Source organism: Pseudomonas sp. GM80 (assembly GCF_000282515.1).
Taxonomy (GTDB): domain Bacteria; phylum Pseudomonadota; class Gammaproteobacteria; order Pseudomonadales; family Pseudomonadaceae; genus Aquipseudomonas.
The window spans coordinates 1-26135 of record NZ_AKJD01000149.1; the positions used below are offsets into that span (position 1 = coordinate 1).

The following is a 26135-nucleotide window of genomic DNA, read 5'->3' on the forward strand; positions in this document are numbered from 1 at the left end:
GCTGCGATCTTTTGATGTTGTTTTTAAAGACAGCATCAAAAGATCGCAGCCTGCGGCAGCTCCTACAGGGGAAAAGTTGTGCGGTGTTCGCACGGTTTTCGGATTGGCGTGTTTTTGATTCTGGAACTCGGTTCTAAATTGTTGCTGGAGTGGTATTCCAATAACAATCACAAGAGGATCGCGCCTTGAATTCGCCCCTTCGAATCGCCCTGATCGGCGCCGGCAACATGGGCCAGCAACATTATCGACACCTGCAAACCCTGAGCGAAGCGACGCTGTGCGCAGTGGCTGATCCTGGGTCGCAAGCCGCAGCCCTGGCGGCTGAGTGGGGTGTAAGGCATTTCGCTGATCACCGTCAGATGCTCGAGCAGATCAGGCCAGACGCGGTGATCGTCGCCAATCCGAATAATCAACATGTCAGCACGGCCCTCGATTGCCTGGCGGCGGGCGTACCGGTGTTGCTGGAAAAACCGGTCGGCGTGCACCTCGATGAAGCGCGCGTGTTGGTCGCGGCGGTCAAAAGCAGTGGCGTGCCGGTATTGGTCGGCCATCACCGACGGCACAATCCGCTGATCGTGCGAGCCCATGAACTGGTGCAGAGCGGCGCGCTCGGGCGTCTGACCACGGTCACCGGGCTGTTCCAGTTGCGCAAACCGGACAGCTATTTCGAGATCCCGTGGCGTCGTGAACCGGGCGCCGGCATGTTGCTGACCAACCTTATCCACGACCTCGATTTGCTCCGGCATCTGTGCGGTGAAGTGCGCTCGGTGCAAGCGTTCACCGACAACGCTGTGCGGGGTTTTGCCAATGAAGACAGCGCAGCGGTGTTGCTGCAATTCGCGGGCGGCACATTGGGTACGTTGAGCGGTTCGGATGCGGTCGCCGCGCCGTGGAGTTGGGAGCTGGACTCCGGCGAAAACCCGGTGTATCCGCGTCAGGCCGATCAGCCGTGTTACTTGCTGGCCGGGACCGCCGGCGCATTGAGTATTCCGCAGCTCAAGCACTGGCATTACGCCGCTGATCAGGTGGATGCCGGTTGGCATGAACCGTTACAGGTGGTGCAAGAGTCCTACAGCGGTGACGACGCTTTACGTTTGCAGTTAGAGCATTTCGTACGCGTGGTGCGGCGTGAAGTCGAGCCGCTGGTCAGTGCGGCCGACGCCGCCCGCACCCTTGCACTGATTGAAGCCATTCGCGCCGCCGCCGCTACCGGCCGTGCTTGCGCCCCTGCACTGATCGAGGCTTGAACATGAGCGAACGCATCCTGTCCCTGGCCAGCCTTACCGTGCTGGAGTTGTCGCCACCGCAAATGGTCGAAGTCGCTGCACGCGCCGGTTATAGCCATGTCGGTCTGCGCCTGGAACCGGCAACGCCTGAGGAATATCACTTTCCATTGGTAGCCGATGGCGACTTGCGTCGTCGGACGTTGGCGCAGTTGCGCGATAGCGGTATCCGTGTGCTCGACGTGGAAATCCTCCGTCTGAAACCGCAAACCGTGGTGGCCGACTTCGAGAAACTTCTTACGGTCGGTGCGGAATTTGGCGCTACTGAATTGCTGGTCGCCGGTAACGATCCTGACGAGCAGCGGCTTACCGATAATTTTGCGGCGCTGTGTGATCTGGCGGCGCCGTACGGGTTGCATCCGCACCTGGAGTTCATGCCCTGGACGGATGCGCGCAATCTTGAGCAAGCGCTGCGCATTGTTGAAAACGCTGATCGGGAAAATGCTGCGGTGCTGGTCGACGCGTTTCATTTTGATCGTTCGGCGTCACGGCTGGAGGATCTGGCAGATGTGCCTGCGTCGCGCCTGCGATATGCGCAATTATGTGATGTCGCGGGGCCGAGGCCGTCAGACATGGCCGAGATCTTGCGTCAGGCGCGCAACGAGCGACGGTTTCCCGGCGAGGGCGATTGCGATCTGCTCGGGTTGTTGAAAGCGCTGCCGACTAATATTCCACTGAGCCTGGAAATTCCCACGGTGAAACTGCTGGAGCAGGGCGTGAGCGGATTGCGGCGGGCGCAGATGGCGATTGATAAAACTCGAGCGTTGTTGGCGCGACTGTAAGCGGTGCTGCGCACCTGTTCGCGGGCAAGCCTTGCTCCTACGGGGTTTACCCAACCCCTGTAGTAGCAAGGCTTGCCCGCGAAGCTTTTGATCTTTTTCGGCACCACAAGGAAACCCAATGACCGTCAGCACCCCGCTCTCCGGTGTCAATCAACCCTTCAAGGGCATCTTGCTGATCGTCGTGGCGACCTTTCTGTTTTCCAGTCACGACGCACTGTCGAAATACCTGTCCGGTTTCTACCCGATCGTGATGGTGGTCTGGGCGCGCTATCTGGTGCACACCTTACTGATGGCGGGGATTTTTCTGCCGCAGTCGGGGTTGCGCGTCCTACGTACCAAGAAGCCGTTATGGCAGCTGGTTCGGGCACTTTGCCTACTCGGCACCAGCCTGTTTTTCACCACGGCGCTGCTGTACATCCCGCTGGCGGAAGCCACGGCGGTCAACTTTCTTGCGCCGGTATTGGTCACGGCATTGTCAGTGCCACTGCTCAAGGAGCGCGTGACACGCGGCCAATGGATCGCGGTGATCTGCGGTTTTATCGGCGTGCTGATCATCGTTCATCCGGGCGGTGAACTGTTCACTCCTGCGGTGCTTCTGCCGTTCTGTTCGGCGCTGTTTTTCTGCTTTTATCAATTGCTCACGCGCAAGCTGGCAGAAGTCGACAGCCCGACCACCAGTAACTTTTTCGCCGGGCTGTGTAACACGCTGGTGATGAGTGCGCTGGTGCCGTTCTTCTGGCAGGTGCCGACGCTGACTCATGCCGGGCTGATGCTGGCGCTGGGCAGTTGCGGGATGACCGCGCATTTGTTCCTGACCCAGGCGTTCCGCCATGCCGCGCCGGCGTTGCTGGCGCCGTTCGGGTATTGCCAGATCGTGTTTGCAGGGTTGTTGGGCTGGCTGCTGTTCAATCACACGCCGAGTCTGTTGACGACCATCGGTATCGCGGTGATCTGCTGCAGTGGACTGGCAGCAGCGTGGCAGCAAAGCCGAAAACACAAACCCCTGTAGGAGCTGACGAGTGAAACGAGGCTGCGATCTTTTGATCTTCAAGATCAAGAGATCGCAGCGTGCCGCAGCTCCTACATGGGTTTATTCGGTGACGGTCGGGATTTTGCGCGGGGCCATGAAGTACATCCAGGTCAGCGCAATGAAGTACATCGCCGGAATCAGGGTGAACAATACGGTGTAGTTGTTGTTGGTGACGGTAAGGATATGGCCGACGATCTGGGTCATGAACATTCCGCCGATCGCTGCGCACATGCCGCCGAAACCGAACACCGTGCTCATCATGTGCTTGGGCGTGTAGTCCATCACCAGGCTCCAGATGTTCGCGGTCCAGGCCTGATGCGCGCCGATCGCCAGAGAAATCGCCGCCACTGCCACCCACAGATTGGCCGAGCCAGCCGCCATGATCACGCCGATGATGCAGCAGGCGAACAGCAACATCGACAGCAGCCGCGCCTTGATCGAGTTCATCCCGCGACCGATCAGGAACGAAGACAGAATCCCGCCACCGACGCTGCCAAAGTCAGCCGTCACGTAGATGATGATCAGCGGAATACCCATCTGGGTGACGTTGATACCCAGGTTGTATTGCTGATTGAGAAACGGCGGCAGCCAGTACAGGTAGAACCAGAACACCGGCGCGGTCAGCGCATAAGCGATGGCGAAGGCCCAGGTGCCGCGCATGCGCAGGATTCTCGAGAACGGTACGCGAGCCTGTTCCGGTTCAACTTCCTGCTGGATGTAGTCCAGTTCGGACTGTTTCACGGTCGGGTGATCTTCCGGGTTGAAGTATTTCAAGCCCCAGAACAGCAACCAGATGCCGCCGAGTGCCGACATGCACAGGAACGCCGCTTGCCAGCCCCAGACGTGCAGGACCAGTGGCAGCAACATTGGCGTGAACATCGCGCCGACGTTAGTGCCGGCGTTGAAGATGCCGGTGGCGACTGCACGTTCGCCGGCCGGAAACCACAGGCGCGTGGTTTTCACGCAGGCCGGGTAGTTCGCCGCTTCCGTCAGGCCGAGGATGAACCGGCAGACCATGAAACCGACGGCCGATGTCGCCAGACCGTGGGCACCGGTGGCCAGGCTCCACAGCAACACGGCGCAGAAGAACACGCGTTTGACGCCGACCCGGTCGATCAACCGTCCTTGCAGGACGAAACCGATCGCGTAGCCGACCTGAAACCAGAAGTTGATGTTGGCGTAATCCATCGCCGTCCAGCTCATTTCCTTGGCGAGGATTGGCTGCATGACGCCGAGGGCGGCGCGGTCGATGTAGTTCAGGGTGGTGGCGAAAAACACCAGCGCCAGCATGCCCCAACGGGTCTTGCCGACGGCCATGGCGCCGCGGATCTTGTCGCCGATGCCACCTGAGGCAGTGCTCATGGCCGGGGCCATGCGGGAAGTCTGTGAAGGAATCATGTGTTCCACCCGTTTTTGGATTTGTTATTTGGTGTGCTTTTTTCTGTGCACGCTGCGACCGGTGGTTCAGATCCGGACTCAATGTGCGGTCGATGTTGGGCAGTGGACGAAAAATCGTCAATTCGCCAAACCGCCATTGTGTTCGATAATCGCACGCAAAACTAACCGGGTAGTACACTTTAAATTGCTGCCACGTTCGATGCAGCCAATAATTTCCCTACTATAAAAACCCATCCCATGCAGGAGCTGCCGCAGGCTGCGATCTTTTGATCTTGATCTGAAATGCAACATCAAAAGATCGCAGCCTGCGGCAGCTCCTACATTAAAGCGGCGCAGTCCGGGAGTTGAAGCATGCAGCGTTCCATTGCCACCGTTTCCTTGAGCGGCACCCTGCCGGAAAAACTCGAAGCCATTGCCGCCGCCGGGTTCGACGGGGTGGAGATATTCGAAAACGACCTCCTGTACTACGACGGCAGTCCACGGGAAATTAAACAGATGTGCGCCGACCTCGGCATCGCCATCACCCTGTTCCAGCCGTTCCGCGATTTCGAAGGCTGCCGCCGCGATCGCCTGGCACGCAATCTTGAGCGCGCCGAACGCAAGTTCGACCTGATGCAGGAACTCGGCACCGACCTGGTGCTGGTCTGCAGCAACGCCTCGGCCGACAGCGTCGGCGATCAACAAATTCTAGTCGATGACCTGCGCCTGCTGGCCGAACGCGCCGGTGCGCGTGGCTTGCGCATTGGTTACGAAGCGCTGGCGTGGGGCCGTCATGTGAACACTTATCAACAGGTCTGGAACATCGTGCGTCAGGCTGATCACCCAAGCCTTGGGGTTTTGCTCGACAGCTTTCATACGCTGTCGTTGAAGGGCGATCCCCGCGCAATCGCCGACATTCCCGGCGACAAGATCTTTTTCGTACAAATGGCTGACGCGCCGATTCTGGCCATGGACGTGCTGGAGTGGAGCCGGCATTTCCGCTGCTTCCCGGGGCAGGGCGAATTCGATCTGCCGGGTTTCCTCGCGCCGATCATCCAGAGCGGTTATACCGGGCCGCTGTCGCTGGAAATCTTCAACGACGGTTTCCGCGCCGCACCGCCACGGGCGAATGCCGCTGACGGTTTGCGTTCGCTGCTGTATCTGGAAGAGAAGACTCGCCAGCGTCTGGAACAGGAAGCGACGCCTGTGGCCGACCGTGAAATCCTTTTTGAAACGCCGAAGGCTAGCGAATATAACGGCATCGAGTTTCTGGAGTTTGCCGTCGATGAAAGCCTCGGCGCCAAGCTGTCGAACTGGCTGGAGCGCCTCGGGTTCGTCAAGGCCGGGCAGCATCGTTCCAAGAGCGTGAGCCTGCTGCGTCAGGGCGACATCAACCTGATCCTCAACTCCGAACCGTATTCTTTTGCGCACAGCTTTTTCGAAGCCCACGGTCCGTCGTTGTGCGCCACCGCTGTGCGGGTCAAGGACAGCGCCAGTGCTTTGGCCCGCGCCGTGGCTTACAAAGGTCAGCCGTATCGCGGACTGGTCGGCCCCAACGAGTTGGAATTGGCGGCAGTGCGCGCTCCCGACGGCAGCCTGATTTATCTGGTGGATGAACAGGCTGATGTCTACGGTACCGATTTCAATCTGCTGGCGGATGCCCCGTCCCGTGGCGGCCTCAAGCGCATCGACCACATGGCCATGGCGTTGCCGGCCGACAGTCTCGACAGTTGGGTGTTGTTCTATAAGAGCCTGCTGGATTTCGAGGCGGACGACGAAGTTGTGTTGCCCGACCCGTACGGTTTGGTGAAGAGCCGCGCACTGCGCAGTCGCGACAGCTCGATCCGCTTGCCGCTGAACATTTCCGAGAACCGCAACACCGCCATTTCCCACGCGCTGTCGAGTTATCGTGGCTCCGGTGTGCATCACATCGCCTTCGATTGTGACGACATCTTCGCCGAAGTCAGTCGCGCCAAAGAAGCCGGCGTACCGCTGCTGGATATCCCGCTCAACTATTACGACGACCTCGCTGCACGTTTTGATTTCGACGACGAATTCCTCAGCGAGCTGGCGTATTACAACGTGCTCTATGATCGTGACGCGCAGGGCGGCGAGTTGTTTCACGTGTACACCGAGCCGTTCGAAGGGCGCTTCTTCTTCGAGATCATTCAGCGTAAAAACGGCTATGCCGGTTACGGCGCAGCGAATGTCGCGGTACGTTTGGCGGCAATGGCCAAATCACGCAGTGGCGCCGTTCGCCAGGCGAAGTTGTAGGAAATTCGTAAACGCGGGATTAAACACGGCTCGCGCGGCTTCCTTCACTGTGCGGCGCGGCCCATAATCGCCGCCTGTGCAGTGATGGCCGTGAGCCCGCAATGACGATGAATACAGAACTTACCGCAGCTCCTGAAGTGTCCGCTGTAGAGCCGCGCAAGAGTCGCAAGAACAACCCGGAAAAGACCCGCGAGAACATCCTGCAGGAGGCGATCGTCGAGTTCGTCCAGCAGGGCTTGTCCGGTGCCCGCGTCGACGCGATTGCCGAGCGCATTCACACCTCCAAGCGCATGATCTATTACTACTTCGGCAGTAAAGAGCAGTTGTACGTCGAGGTGCTGGAGAAGCTTTACGGCGATATCCGCAACACCGAAAACCGGCTGCACCTGGCCGAGTTGCCGCCGGTGGAGGCGATTCGCCGACTGGTCGAATTCACCTTCGATCACCACGACCGCAACGTCGATTTCGTGCGCATTGTCAGTATCGAAAATATTCACAACGCTGAATTCGTAAAGCGTTCCGATGCGATCAAGGCGATGAACAACACCATCCTCGATTCACTCGGCGAGATTCTGCGTCGCGGTGCTGATGAAGGTGTGTTCCGTGCGGGGCTCGATGCGCTGGATGTGCATTTGTTGATCAGCTCGTTCTGCTTCTATCGCGTGTCGAACCGGCACACATTTGGCGAGATCTTCCAGATTGATCTGCCGGATGAAGGCATCAAACAGCGTCATCGCGAGATGATTTGCGAATCGGTGTTGCGTTACCTGCAAGCTTGACAATCAAAAGATCGCAGCCTTCGGCAGCTCCTACACCGATCCCTGTAGGAGCTGCCGCAGGCTGCGATCTTTTGATCTTCAGCTGTTCATGCTTTGAAAATGCGCGAGCATCCGCTGCGCATCCGGCACCACGCCGCTGAACAATTCAAACGCCTTCACCGCCTGAAACACCGCCATGTTGCCGCCATCCAGCGTCCGGCAACCCAGCGCGCGGGCGTTGCGCAGCAGCTCGGTTTCCAGCGGGAAATACACAATCTCCGCCACCCACAATTCCTTGCGCAGCAGCTCGACCGGCACCGGCATGCCCGGCAGTTTGGCCATGCCCATTGGCGTGGTATTGACCAGACCGTCGGCCAGATTCAGCGTACTCGGCAGATCATGCCCGGCCACCGCACGACCGAAGCCGAAATGCTGATTGAGGTTGTTCGCCAGACTTTCTGCGCGCGCAGTGTCGACATCAAAAATGCTCAGCTGCTGCACGCCTTCGCTCAACAGGGCGTGGGCCACTGCCGCGCCTGCGCCGCCGGCGCCCATCTGGACCACACGCTCACGGGCGGCGTCCTGCAAGCCACGGCGAAAACCCTCGGCGAAACCGAGGCAATCGGTGTTGTGCCCGACACGTTTGCCGTCCCTCAACACCACAGTGTTCACGGCGCCGATGCAGCGGGCTTCCGCTGACAGTTCATCGAGCAGCGGGATGATTGCCTGCTTGCACGGAAAGGTAATGTTCAACCCGGTGTAGTTCATCCGCTCGGCCGCCAGCAGCAGGTCGGGCAGGGCGGTGGTGTCCATTTTCAATTGATCGAGATCGATCAATCGATACAGGTAGCGCATGTCTTGCGCGTCGCCTTCATGTTCATGCAGTGCCGGCGTGCGTGAAGCCTGAATACCGGCGCCGATCAGTCCGGCGAGTATTACGTTGCCACGGGACATACGATTCACCCCTTCAGCCGTTGACTGAAATGTTCCAGTGCCAGGCGATAGCCATGGCTGCCAAACCCGGCCATCACTGCCGTGGCGATCGCCGAGACAAACGAGTGATGACGGAACGGTTCGCGGGCATGGACGTTGGACAAGTGCACTTCGATCACCGGCAATTCGCTTGCGACCAGCGCGTCGCGAATCGCCACCGAAGTGTGCGTCCACGCGGCCGGATTGATCACGATCCCGGCGCAACGACCGCGAGCCGCGTGAATCCAGTCGAGCAGTTCGCCTTCGTGATTGGTCTGGCGAAACTCCACCGCCAGGCCGAACTCTTCAGCCGCACGTCCGCATAGCGCCGAGATGTCCGCCAGGGTTTCGTGACCGTAAGTCGCCGGCTCGCGGGTGCCGAGCAGGTTCAGGTTCGGGCCGTTGAGCACCAGAACGATAGGGGGCATGAGGGGTAACTCCACTTATTGTTTTTGGCTTTGGCCAGAGGTTTCGGCCTGTGGAGATAAAATGTACTAGATGGTTACCATGGTCAATTGAACAAAAATGCACGTGGTGTTTTATGTTCGGTGATCGCACAGAAGCAACAGTTATCCAGATATGACGACAGCTTTGCTTACGTTTTTCACTGGAGATTGACCGGCTCATGACCTGTTACGACGCTAGCCTGAAAAGCGGTGAAACGTCATGTGCCGATCACCAGTCGTCGGATTTGAAAGGAGTCTTGAATTCTGAAACTTATTAACCTAACGGATGGGTTAGCATGAAGGTGTGCAGCTACAAAGGATTGTCGATTGTCATCATGTTGCGAGATGAGCATTGCCCCCCGCACGTTCACGTCAATGCAGGTAGCTGGAGCGCCCGATTACAGTTCAGTTTCTGGCACAACGATATTGAGCTTTGGGATGTCATGCCGCTTTCTCGTCGACCACCGTTAACCGTGCTGGAAGGCTTGCGTCGATCTCTTGAGCAGCCTGCTCATCTGCGACGAGCACGCGGGATCTGGTGGTCAAGATTGCAAACTGTCTGTCTCGACAATCAATTGTGGGACAGCCATTCAAACGAAGTGCTGGGGATGAAACTCGTCACTGACACGACATACAGAGTGGGATCGGCGCGTTATCTGCCAGAAGAGGGCAAAACTCTTCTGACATTGATAGGCGCATTGGAAGGAGTGGAAATCGATTTATGAAAGTCATCAAGGCTAAGCCATCCACACATCGTCCCCTGACGGAGGAGATGATCGACGCCGCCATCCTGCAAGGGGAGGCACGCCGAGCGAGTAGCTTGCAGGCTGTCTCCGTAACCTTTGAAGAATCATCTCTGGTCATCCGTTTTGAGGATGGCAGCGGTGTGTTGCTTCCGGTGAACCAGTATCCAGAGTTTGACGGGTTTGATGCAGGCGACTACGAGGGGCTGACAGTCGGCTTCGCAGGCACTGCGCTTTGCCATGAGGGCAAAGACCTTGACGTTTCCATTGCCGGGATGATTTCAGCGAGCCCGTCACTCATGAGGATGGCTGCGTCGGTGGTTGCTTCACGTAACGGTCGTCAAAGCAGTGCTGCGAAGTCCGAAGCTGCTCGAGCGAATGGCAAAAAGGGCGGGCGACCACGCAAGGCCGATCCCGCGTTGTAAACACCCACAAAAAAGCCGTCAATCACGACGGCTTTTTCGTATCAGGCTACTGCACTCAGCGCCGGGTCAGCAACACACCCGATTCCATGTGATGCGTCCACGGGAACTGGTCGAACAACGCGCACTTTGTAATGCGGTGCGTGTCGTGCAACTGGGCGATGTTGGCCGCCAGGGTTTCCGGGTTGCAGGAGATGTACAGGATGTTGTCGAAACGCCGGGTCAGCTCGCAGGTGTCCGGGTCCATACCGGCGCGTGGCGGGTCGACGAAGACGCTGCCGAACTCGTAGCTCTTCAGGTCGATGCCTTGCAGGCGACGGAACGGGCGCACTTCGTTGAGCGCTTCGGTCAGTTCTTCGGCGGACAAACGCACCAGGGTGACGTTATCCACAGCGTTTTCGCTGAGGTTACTCAGTGCCGCGTTGACCGAGGTCTTGCTGATTTCGGTGGCCAGCACTTTGCGCACGCGGGTGGCGAGCGGCAGGGTGAAGTTGCCGTTGCCGCAATACAGCTCCAGCAAGTCGTCAGTGCGATCGCCGAGTGCTTCATACGCCCAGTTGAGCATCTTCTGGTTCACGGTGCCGTTCGGCTGGGTGAACGCACCTTCCGGCTGGCGATAGCTGAACGTGCGACCGCCGACGTCAAGTTTCTCGACCACGTAATCGAGGCCAAGCACTTCGCGTTTGCCTTTCGAACGACCAATGATGCTGACGCCCAGATCTGCCGACAACTGAGTTGCAGCAGCCTGCCAGTGCGCGTCCAGTGGACGGTGGTAGCACAGGGTGATCATTGCATCGCCGGACAGCGTGGTCAGGAATTCAACCTGAAACAGCTTGTGGCTCAATGCCGAACTGGCCTGCCACGCCGCTTTCAGCTGCGGCATCAACTGGTTGATGCGCAGGCTGGCAATCGGGAATTCTTCGATCAGGATCGGCGTGCGTTTGTCGTCCTGAGCGAACATTGCGTAATGCCGATCACCGCCCTCGCGCCACAGGCGGAATTCGGCGCGCAGACGGAAGTTCTGCAACGGCGAGTCGAACACGGTCGGCTCGGGGGCATCGAACGGCGCCAGCAGGTCCCGCAAACGCGTGACCTTGGCTTCAAGTTGCTCGGCGTAAGCCTGGGAATCAAATGTCATGCGTTGAACCAACCCAACTTGATCACGAACAGAATCGACAGAATCACCAGCGCCGGGTTCAGCTCACGGGCACGGCCGGACAGCAGCTTGATCACGGTCCAGGAAATGAAACCGAAGGCGATGCCGTTGGCGATCGAGTAAGTGAACGGCATGGCCAGCGCGGTCACCACGACTGGCGCGGCGACGGTGATGTCGTCCCAGTCTATTTCCGCCAGGCCCGAAGTCATCAACACGGCGACGAACAGCAGCGCTGGCGCGGTGGCGAATGCTGGAACGCTGGCCGCCAGAGGCGAGAAGAACAGCGCCAGCAGGAACAGGATTGCGACAACCACGGCCGTCAGGCCAGTACGGCCGCCGGCACTGACGCCGGCTGCGGACTCGATGTAACTGGTGGTAGTCGACGTGCCCAGCAGGGAGCCGGCCATGGCCGCGGTGCTGTCGGCGATCAGTGCGCGACCCATTTTCGGCATGTGGCCGTCCTTGCCCATCAGGCCGGCGCGCTTGGCGACGCCGATCAGGGTGCCGGAGTTGTCGAACAGGTCGACGAACAGGAAGGCGAAGATCACGCTGACCAGACCGATGTCCAGTGCGCCTTTGATGTCCAGTTGCATGAAGGTCGGCGCCAGCGAGGGTGGCATCGAGGTCACGCCGTTGAACGGGGTGAAGCCCATCACGATGGAGACGATGGTCACTGCCAGAATGCCAATCAGCACCGCACCGCGCACTTTCAACGCTTCGAGCGCGACGATCAGGGCGAAGCCGAGGGTGGCGAGGATCGGTGCCGGGGCTTTCAAGTCACCGAGGCCGACCATGGTTGCCGGGTTGCTGACCACGATGCCGGCGTTGTGCAGGGCGATCAGCGCCAGGAACAGGCCGATACCGGCAGCAATCGCCGAACGCAGCGGCAGCGGGATGCTGTTGATGATCCATTCACGGATGCGGAAGATCGACAGCAGGAAGAAGCACACGGCCGAGATAAACACCGCGCCCAGCGCGACTTGCCAGGTGTGGCCCATGTGCAGGACCACGGTGTAGGTAAAGAAGGCGTTCAGGCCCATGCCCGGTGCGAGTGCAATCGGGTAGTTGGCGATCAGGCCCATGATTGTCGAACCGATCGCGGCGGCCAGACAGGTGGCGACAAACACCGCGCCCTTGTCCATGCCGGTCTCGCCGAGAATGCTCGGGTTGACGAACAGAATGTAGGCCATGGCCAAGAAAGTCGTGATGCCCGCCAGAATCTCGGTGCGCACGTTGGTGTTGTGTGCCTTGAGTTGAAACAGCCTTTCCAGCATGTCTGCTCCCCGTGGCGCGCGTGGCGCCGTGAATGTATCGACCTCAACAGCAAAGCACAGACCGTCGCAAGCGCCTGGAAAATTGTGGTGGGCCGGAAAAAGCCGCGCATCATACCAGCAGCGTGAGGAATATGGCGGTTGTTGGTGTCGATCGTCGGCGAAGTTTTGCCTCGCGGCCAACTGCGCCATACTGCGCGCTGTTTTTTCGGGGGATAGGGATCGTATGAGCAAGCGCTGGATGAAGGCTTTCGGGTTGATCGCCGTTTTGATGACCGCAGCGTCAGGTGCCTGGGCTGCGTCGGCGCCGCCCTTGAGCCAGTTGAAGGTGTTGAAGGTCGAGTCGCCCAAGTGCGGCTTTGAAGACATCGCGGAGGGCCAGGAACAGACGCGCTGCGATCACAGTGGTCCGAATATCAAGGTCTACGTGCTGGAAGTCGGTTATGGCCGCGAAGCGCATGTGGCACTTGACGGTTTTGAAATCAACGGCACACGAACGCCGGTCTGTGCCTACGACAACGGCAACCTGACCGAATGCACGGTTGGCCGCAATACCGTGGGCTATCTGTATGTGCTCGACCTGGCCGGTAAACAGGATGGCCTCTTTACTTTCAGCAACACGTCGATCAACGCGCCGGGCAACAGGATGTCGACGCAGCTTTACATCAAGTAACGCCTGTCGCTGAACAGGGCCGGGCAAAGCTGACTACGCTGTGAGGATCACCCAGCGGACAGCGCCCATGACCTTTAGAGCCCTGATTACCCTCGCCGAGGGCATCGATGATCTGCAAAGCGTGACCCTGATGGATGTGCTGCGCCGCGCCGGCATCGAAGTGGTCGCCGCCAGCATCGAGGGAAGGCGCATGTTGACCTGCGCTCGCGGTACGCGCCTGACCGCCGACGGCATGTTGATCGATGTGCTGGCGCAGACTTTCGATCTGATCGTCCTGCCCGGCGGCGCCGTCGGTACGCAGCATCTGGCCGCGCATCAACCTCTGCAACAATTGCTCAAGGATCAAGCCAGCGCCGGACGCCTGTTCGCCGCCATCGCCGAAGCCCCGGCCGTCGCCCTGCAAGCCTTCGGCGTATTGCGCCAGCGGCGCATGACCTGTTTGCCCAGCGCCAGCCATCAACTGTCAGGCTGCTCTTTTGTTGATCAACCGGTCGTCGTCGACGGCAACTGCATCACCGCGCAAGGCTCCGGCGCAGCCCTGGAGTTTGCCCTGACGCTGGTCGAACAACTCGGCGGCAAGGCCTTGCGAGCGAAAGTGGCGGGGGATTTGTAGGGGCGTTCTCAGGCGTGTGCCGCGATAGGTTCAATCACCGGTTGTTCTCGATGCTCCGCTTGCCACAGATCGTAGTCAGTTTGGACGCCTGGCCACACGCGCGCCTTGCCAATGCCGGCACGCACAAGTCTTACGGCCAGATCCGGGCTGATCGGGGCATGTCCGTGCAATACGCGTGAAAGATGTGGGCGTGCGAAGTCCAGATGCCGTGCCAATTCGGTAACGCTGATACCTGGCTCGGGCAAAATATCCATCAGCAGGGTTTCACCGGGGTGCGGCGCACTTCTTCCACCGGCACATGCATCCGATCGCGATTAGCCAGCGTCGGAAACAACTTGATCCACGTCCCCGTCACCACCAGCGTGCCGATCCCGCCCATGACCACCGCCGGTACGGTGCCGAACCAGTGGGCGGTGAGCCCGGATTCGAATTCGCCCAACTGGTTCGAGGCGCCGATGAACAAGCCGTTCACCGCACTGACCCGGCCGCGCATTTCGTCCGGGGTTTCCAGTTGCACGAAAGAGGCGCGGATCACCATGCTGATCATGTCCGCCGCGCCGAGCACCACCAGCACCGCCAACGAGAACCAGAACGAGGTCGACAGGCCGAAGGCGATGGTCGCCACGCCGAAAATGCCGACTGCGGTGAACATCACCCGACCGACATTGCGTTCCACCGCAAACCGCGCGAGGAACAGCGACATCGCCAGCGCGCCGACCGCCGGTGCCGAACGCAACAGGCCGAGGCCCCACGGCCCGGTCAGCAGGATGTCCTTGGCGAACACCGGCAACAACGCCGTCGCACCGCCAAGGAGCACCGCGAACAGGTCCAGCGAAATCGCCCCGAGAATGTCCGGGCGGCTGCGAATGAAGCGAATCCCCGCGAGCAACGAATCCAGCGTGGCTTTGCCTTTGTTCAACGGCGTTTGCCGCGCGGGCAGATTGAGCATCAAGGTGCAGGCAATGACGTAGAGCAGCACCGTCGGGCCATAGACCCAGACGCTACCGAACGCGTAAAGCAAACCGCCCAGCGCCGGGGCGACGATGGTTGCCGACTGTTGCGCCGATTGCGCCGCCGCCACCGCGCGGGGGAACAGCGCGCTGGGGACGATGCTCGGCAGCAGCGCCTGAGTGGTGGGCATTTCGAAGGAGCGCGCCGCGCCGAGCAGGAAGGCGAGAATGAAGATCATCTCGCGAGTGACATGATCGGTGGCGCTGCCGATGGCCAGCGCCAAGGCAATCAACGCCTGCAATGACTGACAGATCGCCGCGACCTTGCGTCGGTCATAGCGGTCGGCGACATGCCCGGTGTGCAGCATGAACAGCACGCGCGGGGCGAATTCGACCAGACCGACCAGCCCCAGATCGAGGACGTTGCCGGTCAGTTGATAGAGGTTCCAGCCAATTGCCACGGTGAGCATCTGGAAACCGCTGGCGGTGAAAATCCGCGCCAGCCAGAACGCAAGGAAAGGGCGATGGTGACGTAACAGCAGGGGCTCTTGGCTGGGCATCTGAGGGCAGGTCTGGTTCGGGGGGAACCGCGAGATTATCACCAGTCTGTAACAGGAAGTTGCTATGACAAAAAATTTAGTTAGCCAGACATCTATTTCTTTAACCCAGCAACCCTGTGGCGAGGGGATTTATCCCCGATGGGTTGCGCAGCAGCCCCAAATTGGGCGACGCGATTGAACTGAAAAAAACGCGTTGGATGGATTCGGGGCCGCTTCGCAGCCCAACGGGGATAAATCCCCTCGCCACAGGGTTCATTTGTTGTTGCCCCCCATCACATGGTTCTGAGGATTTGTTGCAAAGTTTCCCCACGGTTATGAGGCAACTTGTCACGCGGCAAACGACCACGCAGTTCATCGGCAAAAATGGGACTACTCTTTCAACGTTGCTTGATCCAGATCAAGACCCCAGACGGAATTGATCCGGCGGCCAGTTGGCCAGACTCCCTGCGTTGCGATGGTTGTTTAAAAAGAACGAATCAGAATTCGCCGCACTCCATATCCGTGGGGGCAGTAGGCGCAGGGGCCACAAGCCCCACAGCCGGTATTACCTGACAGAGGAAGCCATATGTTCGGTTTAGAGGCACTAGATCTCGCCCGAATTCAGTTCGCGTTCACCATCTCGTTCCACATCCTGTTCCCGGCCATCACCATCGGTCTGGCGAGTTACCTCGCCGTACTCGAAGGCCTGTGGCTGAAAACCCGCAACGACACCTACCGTGACCTCTACCATTTCTGGTCGAAGATCTTTGCCGTCAACTTCGGCATGGGCGTGGTTTCGGGGCTGGTCATGGCCTATCAGTTCGGCACCAACTGGAGTCGTTTCTCGGACTTCGCCGGTGCCGTCACCGGGCCGTTGCTGACCTATGAAGTACTCACGGCATTCTTCCTCGAGGCCGGTTTCCTTGGGGTCATGCTGTTCGGCTGGAACAAGGTCGGGCGCGGGCTGCACTTCTTCTCCACCGTCATGGTAGCCATCGGCACGCTGATTTCGACCTTCTGGATTCTCGCGTCCAACAGCTGGATGCAGACCCCGCAAGGCTTTGAAATCATCAACGGCCAGGTGATTCCGACCGATTGGCTGGCGATCATCTTCAACCCGTCGTTCCCGTACCGCCTGATGCACATGGCGACGGCGGCGTTTGTGGCCACGGCATTCTTCGTCGGCTCCTCGGCGGCCTGGCATTTGCTGCGCGGCAAGGACAACCCGGCGATTCGCACCATGCTCTCGATGGCGATGTGGATGGCGCTGATTGTCGCGCCGATCCAGGCGGTCATCGGCGACTTCCATGGTCTGAATACGCTCAAGCATCAACCGGCAAAAATCGCTGCGATCGAAGGTCACTGGGAAAACCACGGTGACGAAGCGACGCCGCTGATCCTGTTCGGCTGGCCGGACATGAAAGAAGAGAAGACCAAGTTCGCTGTGGAAATCCCCTACCTCGGCAGCCTGATCCTCACCCACTCGCTGGACAAACAGGTGCCGGCGCTCAAGGAATTCCCACCGGAAGACCGGCCGAATTCGACCATCGTGTTCTGGTCGTTCCGGGTCATGGTCGGCCTCGGCTTCCTGATGATCTTCACCGGTCTGTGGAGTCTGTGGCTGCGTAAACGCGACACGCTCTACACGTCGCGGCCATTCCTCTATCTGGCGTTGTGGATGGGGCCATCCGGACTGATCGCGATTCTGGCGGGCTGGTTCACCACTGAAATCGGCCGTCAGCCGTGGGTGGTCTACGGGCTGATGCGCACGGCGGATGCGTCTTCCAACCACAGTTTCATGCAGATGAGCATCACGCTGATCATGTTTGTGGTGGTGTATTTCGCGCTGTTCGGTGCCGGTCTTGGCTACATGATGCGCCTGGTGCGCAAAGGGCCGAAGATCAGCGAAGGCGCAGAAACGCCCGACGGTGGGCCAGGCAAGCAGCGTACACCGGCGCGTCCGTTGTCCGCCGCCGACGATTCGGCCGACGCCGATCACGACGACACCCCCAGCCTGACCAAGGAGATTTGAGCCATGGGTATTGATCTTCCGCTGATCTGGGCCGTGATCATCATCTTCGGCATCATGATGTACGTGGTCATGGACGGCTTCGACCTGGGCATCGGGATTCTCTTCCCGTTCATCCCCGGCAAGGTCGACCGTGACGTGATGATGAACACCGTCGCCCCGGTCTGGGACGGCAACGAAACCTGGCTGGTACTGGGTGGCGCGGCGTTGTTTGGCGCGTTCCCGCTGGCTTATTCGGTGGTGTTGTCGGCGCTGTATCTACCGCTGATTTTCATGCTGATCGGTTTGATCTTCCGCGGTGTGGCCTTCGAGTTCCGCTTCAAAGCCAAGGACGACAAGCGTCACCTGTGGGACAAGGCGTTCATCGGCGGTTCGGTGGCGGCGACGTTCTTCCAGGGCGTGGCGCTGGGCGCGTTCATCGACGGTTTGCCGGTGGTCAATCGGCAGTTTGCTGGCGGCTCACTGGACTGGCTGACGCCGTTCACGCTGTTCTGCGGTGCCGCACTGGTGGTGGCGTATGCCTTGCTCGGCTGCACCTGGCTGATCATGAAGACCGAAGGCAAGCTGCAAGAACAGATGCACAATCTGGCCCGGCCTCTGGCGTTCGTGCTGCTGGCGGTGATCGGTGTCGTCAGCCTGTGGACGCCGCTGGCTCACCCGGAAATTGCCTCGCGCTGGTTCAGCATGCCTAACCTGTTCTGGTTCATGCCGGTGCCGATTCTGGTGCTGGTGACGATGTACGGCCTGATCCGCGCGGTGGCGCGTAACGCCAACTACACGCCATTCCTGCTGACGCTGGTGCTGATTTTCCTCGGCTACAGCGGCTTGGGCATCAGCCTGTGGCCGAACATCGTGCCGCCGTCGATCTCGATCTGGGACGCCGCCGCACCGCCGCAAAGTCAGGGCTTCATGCTGGTGGGCACGCTGTTCATTATTCCGTTCATCCTGGGCTACACCTTCTGGAGCTACTACGTGTTCCGCGGCAAGGTCACCCACGAAGACGGCTATCACTAAACCTGTGGGAGCGGGCTTGCCCGCGATGGCGTCGGTAGCGGCGCCATCGATCTGACTGAGGATCGCAACAATGACCGGCAAACATTCCCTGCACGACATTGAACAAGCCGAAAAAAAACCGCTGTGGCAGCGGCTCGGCTGGCTGGCCCTGATCTGGGTCGGCAGTGTCGGCGCGCTGTTCATCGTCGCCAGCCTGATGCGCATGTTCATGAATGCCGCAGGTCTGACCACGCACTGAATCATCCCCGTCCCGGCGCCTTCGGGTACGGCTTTGCAACCCTCCTCACGGAGGGTTTTTTTTGCCTTGAGGATTATTTACGGGCTTTGAGAATCACGAACTTCGGTGTCGCCGCCACTTGCTCGACGCCACGGAACAGCCGCGCCAGCTTGCTGTGATAACCCAGATGACGGTTGCCGACGATGTACAACGCACCGCCCACTACCAGCGCCTCGCGGGCCTGCTGGAACATGCGCCAGGCGAGGAAATCGCCGACCACTTGCTGTTGATGGAACGGCGGATTGCACAGCACCACGTCCAGCGATTGCGCCTCCTGCCCGGCCAGGCCATCGCCGGCCCGTACGATGACGTCGCGATCACCCAGGGCGGCTTGCCAGTTTTCAGCGGCCGATTGCACCGCCATGAACGACTCGTCGACCAGCGTGTACTGCGCGTCGGGGTTTTGCAGGGCACTGGCAATCGCCAATACACCGTTGCCGCAGCCAAGATCGGCGACGCGCGCATGGCCAAGGTTTTTCGGCAGGTGCGGAAGGAACGCGCGGGTGCCGATGTCCAGGCCTTCGCGGCAGAACACGTTGGCGTGGTTGAGCAGTTCGATCGCTGGCTCGTCGAGACGATAACGCGTCGGGTAGGGCGAGACGGCGGCGGCTTTGGCCTGCGGCGTAGCGATCAGCAGTCGAGCTTTTTTCACCGCCAGAGAGGCTTGTACCGGGCCAATGTAGCGCTCCAGCAAATCGCCGGCGGCACGTGGCAAGTGCTTGACCATGGCGGCCGCGACCACTTCGGCTCCGGGGGCGAGTTGCCCCTGCAGGCGAATCAGTTGCTCTTCCAGCAGTGCGAGGGTTTTCGGCACACGGATCAATACCCGGTCAAATGGCCCGATCAAAGGCGCGCTGGCAGGTGTCGGGCGAATCGCGTCGAACGCCTGGCCGTTGCGCAGCAGATTTTTTTCCAGGCCTTGAAAGCCCAGAAACGAGTCACCGCTGCTGCTCACGTCGACCTTGCCGAGAAGGCTGGCTGCCAGTGCGCCGAAGCTGTCATTGAGCACCAGCACACGCGTGCTCGCCGCCGGCTGTTGCGCGGCCAGATGATTGAGCAGGTATTCGTCGGCAGCATCGAAGGCTTGCAGCGGTTCGTTCTGCTGCTCGGGCTGGCGGATCAGATCGAGTTGGGCGAAAGGGGTATCGAGCAAAGGCATGGGGCGGGGACTCAGGGTAATCGAGGGGTGTCCCGCAGCCCTGATGTGCGGCGGAACCGACCGAGTGCACAGCAACACGCAACGCGCGCGTTATCACTCAGGAAGGTCACAAATGGTACTTTTTTTTCACTGTAAATACTTGCAAGTTTTCAGCCGGGTGGATGCTCGGGCAATCAGATGATTCCGGCTCGGGCCGCGGCAATCACCGCAGAAATCTTGTTGCAGACGTTGAGCTTCACGATGATGTTCTGTACGTGGTAGTTCACGGTGCGCTCGCTGAGGCTGAGGATCAGGGCGATCTCGCAAGCGGTTTTGCCGGAGGCGGACAGTTGCAGCACCTCCAGCTCTCGCGGCGACAAATGGGCCGGTTTCGGTTTGCAGGCCCGGGGGGGCAGGGTACTGATGAAAAGCTCGGTCAAATGGCTGGTGACAAAGTGCATGTAACCCACATGTTCATAAAGCTCCAGCGGACTGATCTCGCAATCTTTTCTCGCCAGGCTGAGGGTGCTGCGGACCGCTTGTTCCTCATTATGAAAAGACTGCGACCAACCGTATCGAAGCCCTTCCTGCTGTAAGGCCCGCCAGAGGTTGGGCGCATTGGCGTAGGCGCTTTTGCTCCATACCAACGGCAGCATCGAGTTTCTGCAATGGGCGATGACCGGATCGGCTTCGTGGTCATTGTCCTCTTTGCATTGGCGCTTCCAGTCGTTGGAGTAGTTACTGATTTCCAACGTCTTGAAATGTGGTTGATGATGGGTTGAGTCAACCGTGACGGCGCAAAAGTTGAAGCCGATGTTCTTCGAGAAGTTCTCCAAAATCGGGTAAGCAGTATCTATCCCTCGTGCAAAAGACAGCTGCCTCAACTGCGATTCCTTCCACAATTCCATTTCGAACGCTCCATGTATTTTGCTTGGGGGTGCGATGGATCCAATACGCACGAAATCGAGTGTAGGACGCTTCCTACAGAGTGGTGTGAATTTTTTTGCTCTTTAAAAGTGGGTGTATTTGGATAAAACGCTATTAGCGTACTTGTCGCTTATATGAAGGTCGACATTTTAATAGGCAAATGTTCTTTCTGGTTAGTTGTGTAATTAGTACGCGTTGTTCTAGTTAGATGAAACGCTGCGTAATACCACTACAAAATGGCGGTTTTAACCTGCACTTCTTTGCGAGAGACTAGGACAACCGCCAAATGGAGCGCCCACATGACTGCCAGCGCAGACAAGTTCACTCGCCAGACCCTGCTCGATGTACAGCCGCTGACGCCAAATCTGTTCACCTTGCGTACCACTCGCGACGCGGGCTTCAGATTTCGCGCCGGTCAGTTCGCCAGGCTCGGCGTCACCAAGGCTGACGGCAGCACGGTTTGGCGTGCCTACTCGATGGTGTCTTCACCGTTTGACGAATTTCTCGAGTTCTTTTCCATCGTCGTGCCGGGGGGCGAGTTCACCAGTGAGCTGAGCCGTCTCGAGGTGGGGGATACCTTGCTGGTGGAGCGTCAGGCCTTCGGTTATCTGACCCTTGATCGCTTCGTCGACGGGCGCGACCTGTGGTTGTTATCCACAGGCACCGGTGTCGCGCCGTTTCTGTCGATCCTGCAGGACTTCGAGGTGTGGGAGAAATTCGAGCGGATCATTCTGGTGTACAGCGTGCGCGAGGCGCGAGAGCTGGCTTATCAACAGCTGATTGCCGAGCTGACGCAGCGGGATTATCTGGCTGACTACGCCCACAAGTTGCAGTTCATCCCGACCGTGACCCGTGAAGCGCATCCGGGCGCGCTGAATGGCCGGATCACCACGTTGATCGAAAACGGCGAGCTGGAGCGCGCGGCAGGCGTGGAGCTGTCGGCGGAGCATTCGCGGGTCATGTTGTGCGGCAATCCGCAGATGATCGACGACACTCGCGCGTTGCTCAAACAGCGGCACATGAGTTTGAGCCTGACCCGCCGGCCCGGCCAGGTCGCCGTGGAAAACTACTGGTAAAAAAAACGGCGCCACCAGGCGCCGTTTTTTGTACTGGCCGGTTTATTGCGGCCGGTTGTTCTGCGCCTTGAGCAGGTCGCGGATCTCGCCCAACAGCTCTTCTTCTTTAGTCGGAACCGGTGGCAGGCTAGGGGCCACGGCCTCTTCGCGCTTGAGGCGGTTGATAGCTTTGACGCCCATGAAGATGGCGAAAGCGACGATCACGAAATCCAGAATAGTCTGGAGGAATTTGCCATAGGCCAGCACCACCGCAGGCGCCGAGCCTTCGGCGGCCTTGAGCGTGACGGCAAGGTCACTGAAGTCCACCCCACCGATCAACAGGCCGATCGGCGGCATGATGACGTCACCGACAAACGACGAAACAATCTTGCCGAAGGCCGCACCGATGATGATACCGACGGCCATGTCGACCACATTGCCTTTGACCGCGAAGGCCTTGAACTCACTTAGCACGCCCATAGGTTATTTCCTTGTTACAGATGAGTTTGGTGTACGCAGTGTAAATCAGCAAAACGCGTCCTGCGCGAAACACCTTCTTACAATGCCCGTTTTTATCGACACAAGAATCGACGATTAGTTTGCAAAGTGCCACTAATCGCGCGCGAAATACGCCTTAACCCGCTGAACAGGAAGCCATTTTTTTCCATCGCCCGCGTGGGAACATTCTATTTATGTTCTCGGTGCAGGACCTCTAGCCTCTGGTTGGCGCATCTGGATGCGCCCAAAACAACCAGAGGATCCTGATATGACTTCATCACTTGGCTTAGGGGCTTTTCCCCATCGCCGCACCCTTGGCGTACTCACCGCCAGCCTCCTGAGCTTTTCCGTCAACGCCGCGCCGCTGACCCGCGATAACGGCGCAACGGTCGGTGACAACCAGAACTCGCAAACGGCCGGCGCCAACGGCCCGGTGCTGTTGCAGGACGTGCAACTGATTCAGAAGTTGCAGCGCTTCGACCGTGAGCGCATTCCCGAGCGCGTGGTGCATGCCCGCGGTACCGGTGCTCATGGCACGTTCACCGTGACCAATGACCTCAGTGACCTGAGCAAGGCCAAGGTATTTGCTGCCGGCCAGAGCACCCCGGTGTTCGTGCGCTTCTCGGCGGTGGTCCACGGCAACCACTCGCCGGAAACCCTGCGGGATCCGCGTGGTTTCGCCACCAAGTTCTACACCGCTGACGGCAACTGGGACCTGGTCGGCAATAACTTTCCGACGTTCTTTATTCGAGATGCGATCAAGTTTCCCGACATGGTCCATGCCTTCAAACCCGATCCGCGAACTAACCTCGATGATGATTCGCGTCGTTTTGATTTCTTCTCGCATGTACCGGAAGCCACCCGGACATTAACCGAGTTGTATTCCAACTCCGGTACGCCCGCCAGTTATCGTGAAATGGACGGTAATGGTGTGCACGCCTACAAGTTGGTCAATGGCAAAGGCGAAGTGCACTACGTCAAGTTTCACTGGAAGAGTTTGCAGGGTATAAAAAACCTGTCACCCAAAGAGGTTGCGAAAGTTCAAGGTCAGGACTACAGCCATATGACCAATGACTTGGTGACGAATATCAATAAAGGTAATTTCCCCAAGTGGGACTTGTACGTCCAGGTACTGAATCCGCAGGATTTGTCCAAGTTTGATTTCGATCCATTGGACGCCACCAAGATCTGGCCGGGTGTTGCTGAGCGAAAAGTTGGACAAATGGTGCTCAATCGCAATCCTGCGAACGTGTTCCAGGAGACCGAGCAAGTGGCCATGGCACCGGCCAATGTCGTGCCCGGAATCGAGCCTTCCGAAGATCGTTTGCTGCAAGGTCGCGTGTTCTCCTACGCCGATACGCAAATGTATCGCCTCGGCGCCAATGCCCTGCAATTGCCAATCAACGCACCGAAGGTTGCCGTCAATAACGGTAATCAGGACGGTGCCATGAACGTCGGCGCGAGTAACTCCGGCGTGAACTATCAGCCGAGCCGACTGCAACCGCGTGAAGAAACGCAAACTGCGCGTTACAGCCAATCAGCCCTGGCTGGTAATACTCAGCAAGCGAAAATTACTCGAGAGCAGAATTTCAAGCAGGCCGGTGATCTGTATCGCTCGTTCAGCAAACAGGAACGCCGCGATCTGATTGAGAGCTTTGGCGGCTCGCTGGCAACCACCGATGACGAGAGCAAGCACATCATCCTGTCCTTCCTTTATAAGGCCGATCCGGAATACGGCACCGGCGTGACGAAAGCGGCCAAAGGTGACCTGAGCCGGGTCAAGGCCCTGGCCGCCAAACTGGTCGACTGATAGCCATGGAGTACCGGCGGGGCCTGAGGCAGGCCCCGCTTCTGTGAAAGGACATAGCCCATGCGTGTTTATCTTTTTTTACTGTTCAGCCTGTTGTCACCCGGTGTGTTCGCGGCGTCGCTTGAGCAGCAGGATCCGGCCGCGATCAAGGCCCAACTGCAGGACTACTATTTCGACGCGGCCCGACGCGGTGATGTGCCGATGCTCGACACGTTCATCGAGTCCGGATACGCCCTCGATACTCATGACGACAAGGGCTACACCGCATTGATTCTGGCGGCCTATCACGGTCAGGCGCAGGCAGTGGAGCGCTTGCTCGCCGCGGGTGCCGATGCCTGTGCTCAGGATCTGCGCGGCAATACGGCGCTGATGGGTGCCATTTTCAAAGGTGAGTTGCAGATTGCCCGGCGCTTGATGGCCACCGATTGCAGCCCTGATCAGCGCAACGGTGCCGGGCAGACGGCAGCGATGTACGCCGGGCTGTTCAAGCGCCTGGAACTGCTCGATGCCTTGAAAGCCAAGGGCGCCGACCTGAATGCCCAAGACCCGTTGGGCAACAGCGCCGCGCGTCTGGCCAGCGGCGAAATCCGCACGGCTGCGCCGCGCTGACGGGCGGCGTCTGCGTTATCATCGCGGTTTTGCTCCGGGGGTTCTGATGGCCAAGGCCAAGCGCATGTACGGCTGCACCGAGTGCGGCGCAACCTTTCCCAAGTGGGCCGGGCAGTGTGGGGAATGTGGTGCCTGGAACACCCTGACCGAAACCATGATCGAAAGTGGCGGTGCCACGGCGCCGTCCGGTCGCACCGGCTGGACCGGCCAGCAGGCACAGATCAAAACCCTGGCCGAAGTCAGTGTCGAAGAAATTCCGCGTTTTTCCACGGCCTCCAGTGAACTGGATCGCGTGCTCGGCGGCGGTCTCGTCGACGGTTCGGTGGTGTTGATTGGCGGTGATCCGGGCATCGGTAAATCGACGATCCTGCTGCAGACCCTGTGCAACCTCGCCAAGAGCATGCCGGCGCTGTATGTCACCGGCGAAGAATCCCAGCAGCAAGTGGCCATGCGCGCCCGCCGTCTCGGCTTGCCGCAGGATCAACTGCGGGTAATGACCGAAACCTGTATTGAAACCATCATCGCTACTGCCCGCCAGGAAAAGCCCAAGGTGATGGTGATCGATTCGATCCAGACGATCTTCACCGAACAATTGCAATCGGCACCCGGCGGCGTCTCTCAGGTACGTGAGAGTGCAGCGCTGTTGGTGCGTTATGCCAAGCAGAGCGGTACGGCGATTTTCCTCGTCGGCCACGTGACCAAGGAAGGTGCACTGGCCGGCCCCCGCGTGCTCGAACACATGGTCGACACCGTGCTGTATTTCGAAGGCGAATCCGATGGACGTCTGCGTTTGCTGCGCGCGGTGAAAAACCGTTTCGGCGCGGTCAACGAACTGGGCGTGTTCGGCATGACCGACAAGGGTTTGAAAGAAGTCTCCAACCCTTCGGCGATTTTTCTTACGCGCGCGCAGGAAGAAGTCCCGGGCAGTGTGGTGATGGCGACGTGGGAAGGCACCCGGCCGATGCTGGTGGAAGTGCAGGCGCTGGTCGATGACAGTCATCTGGCCAACCCGCGACGGGTGACGTTGGGTCTGGATCAGAACCGTTTGGCGATGTTGCTCGCGGTTTTGCATCGCCACGGTGGAATTCCGACACACGATCAGGACGTGTTTCTCAACGTGGTCGGTGGGGTGAAGGTGTTGGAAACGGCATCAGACCTGGCGCTGATGGCGGCGGTCATGTCGAGCTTGCGCAACCGACCATTGCCGCATGATTTGCTGGTGTTCGGTGAAGTCGGCCTGTCTGGCGAAGTGCGTCCTGTACCCAGTGGCCAGGAGCGCTTGAAGGAAGCCGCGAAACACGGTTTTAAACGCGCCATCGTACCCAAGGGCAATGCACCAAAGGAATCCCCTCCGGGCTTGCAGATCATCGCCGTGACCCGCCTCGAACAAGCCCTCGACGCCCTCTTCGAATAACCAGAGATTCCCTGTAGGAGCTGCCGCAGGCTGCGATCTTTTGATTTTGGTTTCATGATCAAAAGATCGCAGCCT

26 protein-coding genes are annotated in these 26135 nt (G+C 59.1%); 16 read left to right on the top strand and 10 right to left on the bottom strand.

Features of this window, described 5'->3' with window-relative positions; translation table 11 throughout:
• The first annotated feature begins 185 nt into the window (after positions 1–185).
• The 3 genes from PMI37_RS20675 (at position 186) to PMI37_RS20685 (ending at position 3074) form a co-directional block, all read left to right on the top strand.
• A complete protein-coding gene (locus PMI37_RS20675; protein ID WP_008084579.1) occupies positions 186–1247 on the top strand; it encodes a Gfo/Idh/MocA family protein in 1062 nt (353 codons plus the stop codon).
• A 2-nt stretch (positions 1248–1249) separates the two neighbouring features.
• A complete protein-coding gene (locus PMI37_RS20680; protein WP_008084580.1) occupies positions 1250–2065 on the top strand; it encodes a sugar phosphate isomerase/epimerase family protein in 816 nt (271 codons plus the stop codon).
• Between the two features lie 118 nt (positions 2066–2183).
• The gene (locus tag PMI37_RS20685) at positions 2184–3074 is read left to right on the top strand and encodes a DMT family transporter (RefSeq protein WP_008084582.1); all 891 of its coding nucleotides are present in this window, start codon (positions 2184–2186) and stop codon (positions 3072–3074) included.
• Between the two features lie 81 nt (positions 3075–3155).
• On the opposite strand, the gene PMI37_RS20690 is transcribed toward PMI37_RS20685, so the two are convergent.
• Positions 3156–4493 carry an MFS transporter gene (locus PMI37_RS20690; RefSeq protein WP_008084584.1) on the bottom strand — a complete coding sequence of 446 codons (1338 nt, stop codon included), beginning with the start codon at positions 4491–4493 and terminating at the stop codon, positions 3156–3158.
• Between the two features lie 351 nt (positions 4494–4844).
• Here PMI37_RS20690 and quiC point away from each other — a divergent pair, with 351 nt between their 5' ends.
• The gene (quiC, locus tag PMI37_RS20695; protein ID WP_008084585.1) at positions 4845–6746 is read left to right on the top strand and encodes a 3-dehydroshikimate dehydratase QuiC; all 1902 of its coding nucleotides are present in this window, start codon (positions 4845–4847) and stop codon (positions 6744–6746) included.
• A 101-nt stretch (positions 6747–6847) separates the two neighbouring features.
• The gene (locus tag PMI37_RS20700; protein ID WP_008084587.1) at positions 6848–7525 is read left to right on the top strand and encodes a TetR/AcrR family transcriptional regulator; all 678 of its coding nucleotides are present in this window, start codon (positions 6848–6850) and stop codon (positions 7523–7525) included.
• Positions 7526–7603: 78 nt separating this feature from the next.
• Here the strand turns inward: PMI37_RS20700 and PMI37_RS20705 are convergent, their stop codons facing one another.
• Both PMI37_RS20705 and aroQ read right to left on the bottom strand, forming a co-directional pair.
• Positions 7604–8458, bottom strand: coding sequence for a shikimate dehydrogenase (locus tag PMI37_RS20705; RefSeq protein WP_008084590.1), 855 nt, complete (start codon positions 8456–8458; stop codon positions 7604–7606).
• Positions 8459–8463: 5 nt separating this feature from the next.
• Positions 8464–8904 carry a type II 3-dehydroquinate dehydratase gene (gene aroQ, locus PMI37_RS20710; protein WP_008084592.1) on the bottom strand — a complete coding sequence of 147 codons (441 nt, stop codon included), beginning with the start codon at positions 8902–8904 and terminating at the stop codon, positions 8464–8466.
• 314 nt (positions 8905–9218) lie between these two features.
• Between aroQ and PMI37_RS31420 the strand changes: the two genes are divergently transcribed.
• Together PMI37_RS31420 and PMI37_RS20715 are read left to right on the top strand one after the other, a co-directional pair.
• A complete protein-coding gene (locus tag PMI37_RS31420; RefSeq protein WP_008084594.1) occupies positions 9219–9647 on the top strand; it encodes a hypothetical protein in 429 nt (142 codons plus the stop codon).
• A complete protein-coding gene (locus PMI37_RS20715) occupies positions 9644–10090 on the top strand; it encodes a DUF2442 domain-containing protein (protein WP_008084597.1) in 447 nt (148 codons plus the stop codon). The genes PMI37_RS31420 and PMI37_RS20715 overlap by 4 nt, the downstream gene beginning before the upstream one ends.
• Before the next feature lie 55 nt (positions 10091–10145).
• Here the strand turns inward: PMI37_RS20715 and trmA are convergent, their stop codons facing one another.
• Together trmA and PMI37_RS20725 are read right to left on the bottom strand one after the other, a co-directional pair.
• On the bottom strand, positions 10146–11225 hold the full coding sequence (trmA, locus tag PMI37_RS20720; protein WP_008084600.1) for a tRNA (uridine(54)-C5)-methyltransferase TrmA: 1080 nt from the start codon (positions 11223–11225) through the stop codon (positions 10146–10148).
• On the bottom strand, positions 11222–12517 hold the full coding sequence (locus PMI37_RS20725; RefSeq protein ID WP_008084602.1) for an NCS2 family permease: 1296 nt from the start codon (positions 12515–12517) through the stop codon (positions 11222–11224). Before PMI37_RS20725 ends, trmA begins: the two co-directional genes overlap by 4 nt.
• Before the next feature lie 223 nt (positions 12518–12740).
• On the opposite strand from PMI37_RS20725, the gene PMI37_RS20730 reads away from it, so the two are divergent.
• Both PMI37_RS20730 and PMI37_RS20735 read left to right on the top strand, forming a co-directional pair.
• Positions 12741–13187 carry a DUF4879 domain-containing protein gene (locus tag PMI37_RS20730; RefSeq protein ID WP_008084603.1) on the top strand — a complete coding sequence of 149 codons (447 nt, stop codon included), beginning with the start codon at positions 12741–12743 and terminating at the stop codon, positions 13185–13187.
• A gap of 67 nt (positions 13188–13254) precedes the next feature.
• Entirely contained in the window at positions 13255–13800 is a 546-nt protein-coding gene (locus tag PMI37_RS20735; RefSeq protein ID WP_008084606.1) for a DJ-1 family glyoxalase III, read from the top strand.
• 8 nt (positions 13801–13808) lie between these two features.
• Here the strand turns inward: PMI37_RS20735 and PMI37_RS20740 are convergent, their stop codons facing one another.
• Both PMI37_RS20740 and PMI37_RS20745 read right to left on the bottom strand, forming a co-directional pair.
• On the bottom strand, positions 13809–14054 hold the full coding sequence (locus tag PMI37_RS20740) for a HigA family addiction module antitoxin (RefSeq protein ID WP_008084608.1): 246 nt from the start codon (positions 14052–14054) through the stop codon (positions 13809–13811).
• Positions 14054–15310, bottom strand: coding sequence for an MFS transporter (locus tag PMI37_RS20745; RefSeq protein ID WP_008084610.1), 1257 nt, complete (start codon positions 15308–15310; stop codon positions 14054–14056). Before PMI37_RS20745 ends, PMI37_RS20740 begins: the two co-directional genes overlap by 1 nt.
• 565 nt (positions 15311–15875) lie before the next feature.
• Between PMI37_RS20745 and PMI37_RS20750 the strand changes: the two genes are divergently transcribed.
• The 3 genes from PMI37_RS20750 (at position 15876) to PMI37_RS31425 (ending at position 18570) form a co-directional block, all read left to right on the top strand.
• Positions 15876–17321, top strand: a complete 1446-nt coding sequence (locus PMI37_RS20750) for a cytochrome ubiquinol oxidase subunit I (RefSeq protein ID WP_008084612.1) — start codon at positions 15876–15878, stop codon at positions 17319–17321.
• Between the two features lie 3 nt (positions 17322–17324).
• Positions 17325–18332 carry a cytochrome d ubiquinol oxidase subunit II gene (gene cydB, locus PMI37_RS20755; RefSeq protein WP_008084613.1) on the top strand — a complete coding sequence of 336 codons (1008 nt, stop codon included), beginning with the start codon at positions 17325–17327 and terminating at the stop codon, positions 18330–18332.
• Positions 18333–18402: 70 nt separating this feature from the next.
• Positions 18403–18570 (top strand): DUF2474 domain-containing protein, encoded by a 168-nt coding sequence (locus tag PMI37_RS31425; protein WP_008084615.1) that lies wholly within the window; start codon positions 18403–18405, stop codon positions 18568–18570.
• A gap of 73 nt (positions 18571–18643) precedes the next feature.
• Here PMI37_RS31425 and PMI37_RS20760 read toward each other — a convergent pair whose 3' ends face one another.
• Complete coding sequence (locus PMI37_RS20760) at positions 18644–19768, bottom strand: methyltransferase (protein ID WP_008084617.1); 1125 nt, start codon at positions 19766–19768, stop codon at positions 18644–18646.
• A 173-nt stretch (positions 19769–19941) separates the two neighbouring features.
• A complete protein-coding gene (locus PMI37_RS20765) occupies positions 19942–20655 on the bottom strand; it encodes an autoinducer binding domain-containing protein (RefSeq protein WP_008084619.1) in 714 nt (237 codons plus the stop codon).
• Positions 20656–20973: 318 nt separating this feature from the next.
• Between PMI37_RS20765 and PMI37_RS20770 the strand changes: the two genes are divergently transcribed.
• Positions 20974–21750 carry a ferredoxin--NADP reductase gene (locus PMI37_RS20770; RefSeq protein ID WP_008084620.1) on the top strand — a complete coding sequence of 259 codons (777 nt, stop codon included), beginning with the start codon at positions 20974–20976 and terminating at the stop codon, positions 21748–21750.
• 42 nt (positions 21751–21792) lie between these two features.
• Here PMI37_RS20770 and mscL read toward each other — a convergent pair whose 3' ends face one another.
• A complete protein-coding gene (gene mscL, locus PMI37_RS20775; protein ID WP_008084629.1) occupies positions 21793–22209 on the bottom strand; it encodes a large-conductance mechanosensitive channel protein MscL in 417 nt (138 codons plus the stop codon).
• A gap of 286 nt (positions 22210–22495) precedes the next feature.
• Here mscL and katB point away from each other — a divergent pair, with 286 nt between their 5' ends.
• From katB to radA, 3 genes are read left to right on the top strand one after another with little or no spacing between them, the layout of a single operon-like run.
• A complete protein-coding gene (gene katB / locus PMI37_RS20780) occupies positions 22496–24037 on the top strand; it encodes a catalase KatB (protein WP_008084630.1) in 1542 nt (513 codons plus the stop codon).
• Between the two features lie 60 nt (positions 24038–24097).
• The gene (locus tag PMI37_RS20785; protein ID WP_008084631.1) at positions 24098–24646 is read left to right on the top strand and encodes an ankyrin repeat domain-containing protein; all 549 of its coding nucleotides are present in this window, start codon (positions 24098–24100) and stop codon (positions 24644–24646) included.
• 46 nt (positions 24647–24692) lie between these two features.
• Positions 24693–26060, top strand: a complete 1368-nt coding sequence (radA, locus tag PMI37_RS20790; protein WP_008084632.1) for a DNA repair protein RadA — start codon at positions 24693–24695, stop codon at positions 26058–26060.
• Positions 26061–26135 lie beyond the last annotated feature (75 nt).